The organism is Methylomonas sp. MK1, assembly GCF_000365425.1.
Classification (GTDB): Bacteria; Pseudomonadota; Gammaproteobacteria; order Methylococcales; family Methylomonadaceae; genus Methylomonas.
In genome coordinates, this window is the sequence record NZ_AQOV01000001.1 from 1,214,817 (window position 1) to 1,226,328 (window position 11,512).

At 51.9% G+C, this 11,512-nt stretch carries 11 protein-coding genes; 5 read left to right on the forward strand and 6 right to left on the reverse strand.

All coding sequences use genetic code 11. The features are described 5' to 3' along the window. The first annotated feature begins 108 nt into the window (after positions 1-108). Genes G006_RS0105610 through G006_RS0105620 form a run of 3 tightly spaced genes read left to right on the forward strand, consistent with a single transcriptional unit; the run spans position 109 to position 2,551 of the window. A complete protein-coding gene (locus G006_RS0105610) occupies positions 109-447 on the forward strand; it encodes a hypothetical protein (protein WP_020482193.1) in 339 nt (112 codons plus the stop codon). Beyond that, positions 440-1,045 carry a c-type cytochrome gene (locus tag G006_RS0105615; protein WP_020482194.1) on the forward strand — a complete coding sequence of 202 codons (606 nt, stop codon included), beginning with the start codon at positions 440-442 and terminating at the stop codon, positions 1,043-1,045. Before G006_RS0105610 ends, G006_RS0105615 begins: the two co-directional genes overlap by 8 nt. Continuing rightward, entirely contained in the window at positions 1,046-2,551 is a 1,506-nt protein-coding gene (locus G006_RS0105620) for a cbb3-type cytochrome c oxidase subunit I (RefSeq protein ID WP_020482195.1), read from the forward strand. It begins immediately after the preceding gene. 91 nt (positions 2,552-2,642) lie between these two features. On the opposite strand, the gene G006_RS0105625 is transcribed toward G006_RS0105620, so the two are convergent. Further along, positions 2,643-2,837: a hypothetical protein gene (locus G006_RS0105625; RefSeq protein WP_020482196.1), complete on the reverse strand. Its 195-nt coding sequence runs from the start codon at positions 2,835-2,837 to the stop codon at positions 2,643-2,645. Between the two features lie 482 nt (positions 2,838-3,319). Between G006_RS0105625 and G006_RS25035 the strand changes: the two genes are divergently transcribed. Then, positions 3,320-4,936 (forward strand): methyl-accepting chemotaxis protein, encoded by a 1,617-nt coding sequence (locus tag G006_RS25035; RefSeq protein WP_020482197.1) that lies wholly within the window; start codon positions 3,320-3,322, stop codon positions 4,934-4,936. 110 nt (positions 4,937-5,046) lie between these two features. Here the strand turns inward: G006_RS25035 and G006_RS0105635 are convergent, their stop codons facing one another. Both G006_RS0105635 and G006_RS0105640 read right to left on the reverse strand, forming a co-directional pair. Further along, positions 5,047-6,636, reverse strand: a complete 1,590-nt coding sequence (locus G006_RS0105635; RefSeq protein WP_020482198.1) for a GTPase — start codon at positions 6,634-6,636, stop codon at positions 5,047-5,049. Further along, positions 6,617-8,356 carry a GTPase gene (locus tag G006_RS0105640; RefSeq protein WP_020482199.1) on the reverse strand — a complete coding sequence of 580 codons (1,740 nt, stop codon included), beginning with the start codon at positions 8,354-8,356 and terminating at the stop codon, positions 6,617-6,619. The genes G006_RS0105635 and G006_RS0105640 overlap by 20 nt, the downstream gene beginning before the upstream one ends. Positions 8,357-8,471: 115 nt before the next feature. Between G006_RS0105640 and G006_RS0105645 the strand changes: the two genes are divergently transcribed. Continuing rightward, a complete protein-coding gene (locus G006_RS0105645; RefSeq protein WP_020482200.1) occupies positions 8,472-8,906 on the forward strand; it encodes a DUF6694 family lipoprotein in 435 nt (144 codons plus the stop codon). A 1-nt stretch (position 8,907) separates the two neighbouring features. Here the strand turns inward: G006_RS0105645 and G006_RS0105650 are convergent, their stop codons facing one another. From G006_RS0105650 to pabB, 3 genes are read right to left on the reverse strand one after another with little or no spacing between them, the layout of a single operon-like run. Further along, positions 8,908-9,567, reverse strand: a complete 660-nt coding sequence (locus G006_RS0105650) for a DUF2959 domain-containing protein (protein WP_020482201.1) — start codon at positions 9,565-9,567, stop codon at positions 8,908-8,910. Continuing rightward, entirely contained in the window at positions 9,560-10,126 is a 567-nt protein-coding gene (locus G006_RS0105655; RefSeq protein ID WP_020482202.1) for an amino acid kinase family protein, read from the reverse strand. The genes G006_RS0105650 and G006_RS0105655 overlap by 8 nt, the downstream gene beginning before the upstream one ends. Further along, the gene (gene pabB / locus G006_RS0105660; RefSeq protein WP_020482203.1) at positions 10,123-11,496 is read right to left on the reverse strand and encodes an aminodeoxychorismate synthase component I; all 1,374 of its coding nucleotides are present in this window, start codon (positions 11,494-11,496) and stop codon (positions 10,123-10,125) included. The genes G006_RS0105655 and pabB overlap by 4 nt, the downstream gene beginning before the upstream one ends. Between the last annotated feature and the right edge of the window lie 16 nt (positions 11,497-11,512).

The window sequence follows — 11,512 nt, forward strand, 5'->3', positions numbered from 1 at the left end:
CGATGAGTTCAGTTAAAGCTGTATTTGAAATAAATGTTAATGACGCTTACACTTGCCGAAAAGTTGCATTTATAAACCATGTTATAAAACTGTCCGGCGGTAAATTTAATGTTGATCGAACCCGTTGCCCTGTCCGATTTTTTCCTGAGCTTTTTCAGCGCGGCGTTGATCATCTTGCTGGCTACCGTGTATGCCGCTTTATATGCCTGGTCCAAGATCAGCGGCCGCCGGGCTTTCGGGATTGCCGCTTGGGTAATCTACGCCGGGTTGCTGATTTGCGTCGGCGTGTTCAGCTACGTCAACCATTTTAACGATTATTGGCTACTGCTGTCGTTGTTAATGGTACTCGGCTACGGCTGGATGCCGCGTCTGATCTGGAAGTTGTGTGCCGCGACGCACGACGACGAAACTCATCACTCTCATCAATCTGGAGGTCATCATGACTGAGCAAAGCCCGCCCCGCTGGGCGTCGGAAACATTCTGGAAAAAAACCGCGATCTGGGTCACCGGCGGTTCTTTTGTGTTACTGGTCATTTTAAGCTTCGATTCGATGAAACAAATCAGCGCCGGCGGTCCCCGCGTGCCGGCTTACAGCGTGATAAACAAAGACGTCAGCTACCGCTTCGACAAGGCCAAACAGCGTTATCAACCGACTATAGGCGATGACGCACCGTTGTTCGGCAAAACTTTAAGCGAAGCAGAAGCCGAAAAACTGGTCGATCATGGCAAGAAAACCGTACAAGCTAAAAACTGCATGAACTGCCATACCCTGCTCGGCAACGGCGCCTATTACGCGCCGGACTTGACCAAAGCCTGGCTGGATCAAGGGTGGGGCGCCAAGGAATCTCGCGAGCAAATGATGGTGAACTTCCTGCTCGATCCGGAAAAAAATGCCCGCACTTACGGCTCCAACCGCAAGATGCCCAATCTGGACATCACGCCGCCGGAAGCAGAAGCCATCGTCGCCTTCCTGAAATGGATGTCGTCTATCGACACCAACGGCTTCCCGCATAATTTCATCGCGCTCGGCGAAGAGGACAAATAGATGACGCTACAAGCCTATCAAGAAAAAGCCGAGGGTTGCGCGGCCAATTGCAAGCAACGCTATGCCGCATTCATGGCCAATCCAAATTTGAGCGGCGGCCAAAAACTGGCCGTGCATTATTTTACCGTGGCGATGGTGCTGTTTATGGCGCAACTGTTGTTCGGCCTACTGGCCGGGTTGCAGTTTATCTTCCCGAGCTTTTTATACGAAATCCTCGATTTCAACGTCAACCGCATGGTGCATATCAATGCCATGGTGGTGTGGATGCTGTACGGCTTTCTCGGTTCGGTATACTGGTTTCTGGAAGACGAAAGCGGCGTGCCCATCGTCGGTTTGAAATGGGGTCAACTGGCGTTTTGGGTGCTGACCGGCGCAGTCACCATCGTGGTGCTGGTTTACCTACTGATTCAAATCGGCAGCGGCACCGACACTTCATTGTGGTTGATTAACGAAGGCCGCGAATACATCGAAGCGCCGCGTTGGGCCGACATCGGCATCGTCGTGGTGATGCTGACCTTCTTTTACAACGTCGCGGCTACCTTTGCCAAGGGCAAATGGTCGGGGATTGCCGGCGTTTTAACTCTGGACTTGGTTGCCTTAGCCGGCTTGTATCTGGCCGGCATGTTTTATGTCACCAACATTTCCGTCGATCAATACTGGTGGTGGTGGGTCATCCATCTCTGGGTGGAAGCCACCTGGGAAGTGCTGGTGGGCTGCATCATGGCCTGGAGCTTGATGAAGTTGCTGGGTGTGCGCCGCAAAGTCGTGCAAACCTGGCTGTATATCGAAGTGGCCTTGATGTTCGGCTCCGGCATTTTAGGCTTGGGCCATCACTATTTCTGGATCGGTACACCGGAATATTGGTTTACCATCGGCGGCTTCTTCTCTGCGCTGGAACCGATTCCGCTAGTGGCGATGGTGGTGCATTCGATTTACGATGCCGGCGCGCATAAATTCAAAAACAGCAACCACCCTGCCCTGGCCTGGATTATCGCTCACGCCTTCGGTAACTTTCTCGGCGCCGGCGTTTGGGGCTTTATGCACACGCTACCGCAAATCAATCTGTATACCCACGGTACGCAATGGTCGGCATCGCACGGCCATTTAGCCTTCTTCGGCGCCTATGCCACCATCAACATCGCCTTCTTTTACCTGGCCGCACAGCAAGCGCGCGGCAATGTCTGGATGGGCGGCGAACTGGCCAACGGCTGGCGTTGGAAAGCCGCGGCGATTCTGCTGAACTTGGGCGTGATGGGCATGACAGTGGCCCTGTTGATCGCCGGCTACGAACAATCCTTTATCGAACGGGCGGTTGAAGGCTCAACCTGGGCCGGCTATTTTGCCGCACAAAACCACCCTTGGTTCATGCAGGCGATGATTTGGCGGATGGTATTCGGTTTGATGACCGCAGTCGGTGGCGGCTTATTACTCTGGGATTTACTGGAAATCGGCAAGGGCGAGCAACGGCCGGCGGCGGTTATTGACAGCGAAGCAGTAACCCATTAGATCGCCGGTGCGGCTTGCCGCTGGGCAATCCGCCTAGTTTTCGTAAGCTTAAGGCGAATACGCTGCCGTATTCGCCTTATAAGGCTTTATCTCAAACCGGAGAACATTGCGGACACGCGGTTGGCTTGGCAAATCTCTCACCGGCCTTCTTCGCCGCACTGGTCACGCTGCTGATCGAACCCAGATAATAAATGGCCTCTTTAGCAGGTAGCAAAGAGCAGCTGGATTTATGAATCAGGTGATCGCCATTTTCTTGCGCGCTTATCTCAATAAAAAACTCTGCCATTGTCTATTCCTCTTGATATAGGTTTTATAAATACCGGTCCGAACCGGTAGAACCGTGTCCAAAAATCGAACTTCTGTAGACCATCGAACATTCGGCCTGAGCGATGTTATGAAAATGACATGAATCACAGCTAATCCAGGCCATTTTGCGGCTCAGTTAACCGGCAGCAAGAAATAGACCAGAACAGGTCATATTGAAAACCAAAACCAGCCGGTACACCAGCCCCGCTCATTCAACGTTAAGCGACACCTTATTGGGGTATGTGTTAAACAACATAAAGCACCCGACAAATAAGAATCCGCCTTACCGTCAACGCCACACAAACACTATTAATCCAAGCATCTGCTGATAGTCGCCCCCACGCAGACTGGCCTATCGCCTTTCCGTTATTTAAGCCCTATCTCAGTGGCTGATTGTTGCATTCAAAATTTCTTCTACAATTTCTACTCAGTTTTCACGTTATGAATACAGGGGGAATGCGTATGCTGAATCGTTTTTCGATAGCCACCAAACTTCAACTGATGTCTTGGTTTGCGTCTCTACTGCTGGCCGGCCTGGCGTTACTTGGCTATCACGCATTAAATTTTCTCGGAGATGCAGCACACCGTATGGGACAAGGAAAAGATATTGTCGCCGACATTCTACCGCCCCCTTTATTTCTGGTTGAAGCTCAGTTAATGGCCGAACAGCTTTACCATGACAAAGATAAAGAACCGAAGTATGTGCGATTAAAAGAACTGAAAATCGAGTATGACACCCGCAATCGCTATTGGGAGTCCACACAGGGTATTCCCGCCCAACTAAAACAAGCCATATTGGGCACGCAACGCGAACAAGCTGATCAGTGGTGGAAAGAATTGGAGGAACGCTATATTCCAGCAATCAAGGAAGGTGATGTAAAAACAATGGACCTGGCGATGGAACGCCTGGATCAACAGTACGAACGACATCACGAAGCATTGGAAGAAACAGTCAAAATTTCCAACCAATATTCCAATGAAACCTTGGCAAACCTTAACCAGACCGTCGACAGCACAACCTGGTATCTGGTCGGACTGGCATTACTGGGCGCAATAGCGTTCGTGATAATGGCCTACGTGATTATTCACCAAATCCGTTACAGCCTTGATCAAGCGGAAAAAGTCACTGGGGCTATCGCCGCCGGCGACCTGACGGTGGTAATCCCCGATGCAGGCGACGATGAAATCGGACAACTTCTCAGAAAGTTAGCGCAGATGCGCAAGAACCTACACAATCTAATCTCCGATATGCACAACGGCGTATTCCAACTTAATCGATATTCGGCGGACCTGTTAGAGGCCGCCGCGCAAGAATCGATTATCGCCAATAACGGTTACGAGGCAGCTTGCAGCATGGCGGCCACTATCGAACAGCTCTCGGTATCGCTCGAACAAGTCAACGGTAATGCGCTGGACGCCAAGCAGGTTGCGTTCGAATCAGGACAGCGCGCCGAGTCATCCACAAAAGTCATTAGCTCCACCGCCAAAGAGATGCAAAAAATTTCAGCCATTGTTGTAAATGCGGCCGACTACATTCGCAATCTGGAAGCAATCAGCTCGGAAATAACCAGTATTGTTGATGTGATTCACGGTGTCGCCGAACAAACCAATCTGCTTGCTCTGAACGCCGCGATTGAAGCCGCTCGAGCCGGCGAGTACGGCCGAGGTTTCGCAGTGGTTGCAGACGAAGTAAGAACCCTTGCCGAGCGCACCAGCACATCCAGCGGTGAAATTAAATTGATGGTGGAAAAAATTCGTCAGGCCTCCAAAGCCGCCGTGCAGGCTATGGAAAGTGGTGTAACCGGCGTTGAATCCGGCGTAGCGCTTTCCAGCCAGGCCGGCCAATCGGTCAACGAAATCCTCGATGCCCAATACCGCGTCACTCTGTCGGTAGACGGGATTAGTGGCGCACTTGGCCAGCAATCGGCTGCTACACGCGATATGGCTGGTCGGGTGGAACAGATCTCGCAAAATGCCAATTCGCTGGCTAAAACTGTAGAGAAAACCAAGCAGAGCGCGGAACAATTAGCGCAACAGGCGGCAAGCCTAGATAAGTTGGCAGCACGATTCAAATTGTAAGAAGCCCGCGAGCAGACTGTGTCTCTCAGACACAAACGTAAAAACTATCCGAGCTTGGGGCACTTGAATGCACGTTAATCTTAGCCGGCAAAACCTCAAGCTGAAGAATCTCACTTAACCAACAATACCCGCCCCAGCAGGCTTCCATTTTCCAGAGCCATCGTTGGCCCGGCACCGCAACGCTCGATCAACCCTGCAAGTTGCTGCCCCAGCACTTCATGCCGTTTTTGCTCGCTCAACATCGCCTGTTTGATCTCCGCCATCACCTCCGCCAAAGCTTGCTGTAAACCTTTCTGTAAGCCTTTCAACGCCGCTTTCTGCAAAGACGGCTGGATTTTTTTGTGCAGGAAAAACGGGATAAGCCAGCTTAGGCCAATCAGCAACACGCTATGTACCGCAAAGTCAGTACCCAAATAAGCAGTGGCATTGGCGTCGGCGGCACTGTGGTAGTAGCCGGAGAATACTTGATAGCCCACTGCACCCATCGCCGCCAGAGGCAAGACAGTTTCACAGATTGCGGTGAGTTTGAGCAGAAAGCGTTGGGCACCGTTGCCGGGCTGCAATAAAGCCTGTCGGCCAGCCAGTTCAGTTTGAGCGGTGAGGTTTTTCTCGGTATTGTCGCGGATGCCTTGCAGAGCATTTTTTAAAGGTTTACTGGGAATATTGGCTTGCGCGGCTTGCAACACCAATTCGTCCAGCAAATCGTTCAGGCGATTCTGCGCCCAGTCGTCCCACAATTTGATGTCTGCTGCTTGGCCCAGATTCTCCGCCCAGAATTGCGCGAGTTGTTTGATCGGCCAGGCCAGGCCTTGTTGCAAGCTGGCTTCGGTATGCTGCCATAGTGCATCGAAATTCTGCTGTAATTGCGCGTAGTCTTGCGCGGAAAAATCCTCGGCCAGTTGTTGCAAGGTCTGCTTTAGGTGCTGGCGGCGCAATTGTTCGCCGCGCTGCTCTAATTGCACAACGCTGTGTTTACCAGAGAGTTGCCGCAACTGCGCCAGCAATGCGGCAAACTCGTCGCCGTCCGGTTCGCTGCAACTGGTGCGAAAGATTAAGGGATCGGTAAAACCGGCCTTACCCAGCTGCTGTTTAAAATCGTCGTATTGCACCGACTGACCACGATCCCACTGATTCATCACAAACAGCCAGGCGTGTTTCGCACCTTCCGACAGCAGCAGTTGCCAGGCTTTGTTGTCGCGGTAGCGCTCTGGGCTGACTACATAGAGTAAAGCGTCGATATGCGGCAGCCATTCCAGTACCAAACGTTTGTTGCCGAGTTCAACGCTGTCGAAATCCGGCATATCAATCCAGACGATACGGCTGTTTGCCGCATCGTTGTGCTGGCTGATCTTGATGCTGTCCAAGGGCAGCCCGGCCGGCAACTTGTTAATCGCCAGGCTTTGATGGTGATACAAGGTCACTTCCCGCGAAGTGGGGCGCTCGATGCCGGCCCGGGCAATGGCTTGCCCCGCCAAACGATTCAACAAACTGCTTTTACCGACGCCGGTGCCGCCCATGAAGGCAACAATCAACGGTCTGCTATCCGGATCGGATTGACTCGCGGCAAAGAGGCTTTCCGTACTGCGCGCGTCTATGGTGGTCAATAATTGCGCCCGTTCCGCACTCAATCGGCCTTCGGCTTGCGCGGCTGCGGCCCATTGCCGGGCTTGGGTCAGCAATTCAGAGTAATCGTAAGCCATGTTTCTTCTCTTTCAGCGCCAGTTCCGCGGCGTGGCATTGTTGTTCGGAGATGTTAAAGCGGGTGGGCGACAGCACGCCTTGCGGCAACAAATACAAGCGCTGTTTCAGGCAGGCATCGAACAGCGCGGTTTTCACGGTATTGAGCTGATGCTGTTTTAATTCGGCTTCTACCTTATGCATGTAACTACCGATGGCGCTTTCGGCTAATAAGGACGTAATGGTCAGCATCAATGGGGTAATCACCAAATCATGAATACCGATACCGCCGGCCTGGATTGCCAGCAATAAGGCGCCGGCGTCGGTCGTGACGCGGGTGGCGCGCAGACTGTTCAAAACCATCGGTTGCTCTTGCAGTTTTACGTATAAACGCTGCGCCGAGGCTTCCACATCCTGTTGAAAATCGCTGTGATAGTCCGTTACCGCCTGGCGATAACTGGTTAATAAATCGCCGCGTTTCTGTCTCAGCGCCATCGCGGTTTCTTTCCACCAGCGGCTATCGGCCGGTTCGGTTTCGGTTTTCTCCAGCAAACGGTCGGCGATTTGAATCAACAGATGCTCGCCTAACTGATTTAACACCCCGAGCTCCTGAGTGGGATTAACAGGTGTGCCGCCGCCCAAGGCAAATAATTTACGAAACGGCCAGGTCATGGCCCTTCGGGTCTTGCCCAAGGCCTTGGCGATGCCGGGGATTTCCAGCAAGGTCAGCAGATTTAACAAAGCGTTTTGAAAGGTTTCGTAATGATGCGGATGGTTCAGATAATCGCGCTGGTACTCCTTAACTGCCTGCGCCAAAGCTTGATCGACCAGGGTTTGCCAATGATGCTGAGCATGGTGTTCGGCAAACACCGGTTGCAGCCAGTCCAGCCAATAGCGGCTAAGTAATTGCTGCTGGCGAGCGGCGTGTTTATGCCGGGTAACCTTTTTCGCCAGATCCGCGAATGCGTGCGCAGCCGACTGCGGCCAGCTCGGCACGGCGGGGGCTTTTTGGAATAATAAGGGCACCACGATAGGCAAAGTATCTTGCCGGGTTTGCAGCCACTTTTGCCGCAGCGAATCCAGAATCACCGGCTCGCTGCCTTCGTTAAGTTTATTCACGCAAATCAAGGTAGGCTGCTGGAAAACCTCGATGGCTTTCATCATTTCCCAAACCGATTGATCGGCGTATTTTTCTTTACTCACCACCAGTACCACGATGTCCGCCAGCGCGATGGTGCGGATCACGCCTTCCCGATAATCAGCGGCGTCTATTGAATCGAAATCAGGCGTATCCCAGCAGACGCAAGCCGGCAACAAGGCCGAGGCGCCGGGGCTTGGACTCAAGGAATAGCAATCGTATCTTCCCGGCCGCAGCTCAGTTTGCTCCAAACGTTGAAAGCGGCCGAAATAATGTTGCATGCCGTCGCAGTCGTCGGGCGTCAGGCCGTGGCAAAAGCCTTGGGCCTGTACCGTGTAACCGGCCAGCGGACTCACGCCGGCGGCGTTGGCATCTAACAGCAGATTAACGACGGAACTTTTACCGGCCTGCGTAGGCCCGATCACGGCGATTTGCAGCGGAAAACCGGGGTTTTGGTCCAGCAGCTCGCCTTTGCGAATAAAGGCTTCGCCGTGCAACAATTGCTCGATACGTTGCTGATAATCCAGGTACTGGGGATTTTTTTTATCCAGCTGCTGTAGCACAGTTTGGTAACGCTGTTTGAGAAGTTGGATAAATTCCAGCATGTGGTAAGCTTGTGTTTTTAATTACCGAGTAATTTGGTTTGTTTGGTAACCCGCGTTGCAACCATTATAAATACAAAATTCGGGTTTGTTTATTTAGCCACTGGGGGGCTGCATCATGAAAAAAGCGTCAACTGTTTTGGTTTTTTTAACCTGTGCACTTTTGGCTGGTTGCAATAAAAGCAATCAAATCAACGGCAGCAGTTTAAAAACGGTCAATCGATCAATCAGTCAAATCAAGGAAAAATTGCCGCTAGACCAACGCATCGAGTTTGAAGTGTCTTTCTGGACCTTACGCGATGAAATCCGCAATAACAAGGAGTTTTTGGACGCTATCGATGGCAAGACACCGGAACAATTGGTGGAATCTGGCAAAGAGTTATTTGCCAAACGTAAAGCTGCCGGCAGCAAAGACTACGAAAAGTACGACAACTGGGACCAAATGATTTCCCAATACTCGCAAGAACGTATCGATCAAAACCGCAAGAAAACCCCTGACCAACGTGACAAAAACCCACCGGCACGGGTCGATTACAAAATGCACTCCATGTAATTTATCTGCGCACCGGGGCCGGCAGTTGTTTCTGTTCCACCAGAACCGCAACAAACTGGCTGGCCTCGCTGATGGTTTTCTCCATCACCTCAATCAACCGCGAAATATCCACACCAATTTCCATAAATTCGTGCCGCAGTGCAGCGATGGCATGGGCGTTCAGGTTGTGTTTTAAAAACAGCACCTGATCCTGAAACGCCGCCAATACCGGATGCATGCGGGTTTCCGCAGTTTGCAAGGCTTTTAACAACCGGGCGTATTGTTGCCGAGATTTTTTCAACTGCTGCTGGCTGCGCGCCTTCAAGGCCCGGTTGCTATATAAAGCCAGCTCGGCTTCCCATTCGTTGAATAGAGCTTCACTAATCTCTTCGACCGCCTGAATCCTTTGACTGACTTGATCGGCCTTACCCTTGCATAGATCGTAGCGGCGCTTAAGCTGCTGATAGCGTTGTTCCATCGAACTATCCTGCACATTGACGATGCTTTTAAATTTATCCAGTGCATCGACGAATTGATCCCGGCTGTCCTTCAAGCTCTCGCAAGCCTGCCCAACCTGCATCACTACGATGTCGCGCTTTTGATGACCCAACAAGGACTCGCGGCTTTGGTAGTAAGCCTTGCGCAAACGTTTGTTCAGAATGGCTTTGATAAAATTAATCATGGTGGGACAGGAAACGGTCTTTATTAATCACTTTGATTTTGTAGTGTGCCTGGGCGGTGAAGCGTGTAAAAGCAGCGTCGAGTATGCCTTGTTGCTGTAAGCCCAGCAAACTCGCTTGCTCCGGAATCGCCGCCGATTTAACGATAATTAGCTCATCGGCTTTGATATAGCCAGCCAACCAGGCCGCCAAACTATCGGACGTTATATCCCAGCTAGCGGCAATCCCGGCTTGATCTAATTGCTTGACTTGCGGAGACCAGATCAGCACCGGTTTGACTTGCGATGCACAACGTATACTTTCCGCATCGGCGACGATAGCAAACTCGGGCATTAGGCTCTGGATCAACAAGGCCATTTGCTGCATCGCCAGAATCGCCATCCGGTGCGCGGCGATATCGTCGAAACGCCATTGACTTTGCGCGATACGCACTTGTTCAGCAAACGTTCCCCCGCCGGGCACAATAACAATTGGGCCGGCGCGATTTGCGATTGCTGCCAAACAAGCGGGCAAGGCTGCTGTTTCCAGCAAGCTGCCGCCCAGCTTGATCACGCAAGTCATGCGCTAAATTGTTTCAGCAACTGCAACAAGGCGGCGGCCTTATCGAAGCATTCCTGATATTCCTCGTCCAACACCGAGTCGTTGACAATGCCGCCGCCCGCCCAAAAACGTATCGTGCCGTGATTGTGGACCAGAGTACGAATCGCGATATTAGTGTCCATATTGCCGTCAAAGCCTATATAACCAATTGCACCGCAATAGATGCCGCGCCGATGCGGTTCCAACTCCTCGATAATCTCCATCGCCCGGATCTTCGGCGCGCCGGTAATCGAGCCCCCCGGGAAACAGCTGCGCAATAAATCGATGGCATGTTGACCGGCGGCAAGCTGGCCCGTGACGGTACTTACCAAATGATGTACGGTGGTATAGCTTTCTACCGAGAACAGACTAGGCACCCATACCGAACCCTTCTTGCAGCTTTTACCCAAATCGTTGCGTAACAGATCGACGATCATCACATTCTCAGCCCGGTCTTTGGTGCTGGATACTAAGTCTTCGATCTGCGCCTGATCTTCTTCCCAGTCGCTTCGACGCGGCCTGGTACCTTTGATGGGTTTGGTTTCCACCGCGCCGTCGGTAACTTTTAAAAAGCGTTCCGGCGAAGAACTTAAAACCTGCACATCCGGGAAATTGAGATAGGCACTAAAAGGTGCGGCGTTGATCTGCCGCAATACTTGATAGGCTTGCCAGGACTCGCCCTGACAAGGGCTTTCGAAGCGCTGGGTCAAATTAATCTGATAACAATCGCCCTCTTTCAAATAATATTTGATACGCCGAAAAGCCGTGGTGTAAGCATCTTTGTCCATATTGGCGCGCGGCGCGTGCAGCACTTTAAATTCCGCAGTGTCAGCCGGTTTAGAAATCGCGCTGAATTCGGCGATTAGTCTTTGCTGCTCACTTTCCGGTAAATCGATACTGACCAACCAGCTTTGCCGACGCTGATGATCGACAATCACCGCCCAGCGGTAAATGCCCACCGCCATTTCCGGCAGTTGTTCGGCGTCGGCGGCCATAGCCGGCAGTCGCTCTATGCGTCTGGCAAGATCGTAAGCAAAATAACCGATCGCCCCACCGTTGAACGGCAAACCGTCCACACTGGCCAAAGGCGCACCTAATTGCTGTTTCAATAACTCGAAAGGATCCTCCGCGCTTTCGCTAATCACGCCATCGCGTTCGATAAGGGTAATATTGCCACGTGTTTGCAGGGTTGCGATTGGGGCGTAGGCGATGATGTCGAACCTATCCTGCTTGCTATGCGGCTGGGTGCTATCCAGAAATACTGCCCAAGGCTGCTGCGCCAGCGGGGCAAATAATGTTGCACTGTCTTGAAAATAAGGCAGCGATTGTTTGATGGGTTTTGCTAAAGGCATTAAGGGGTGCTGTTAA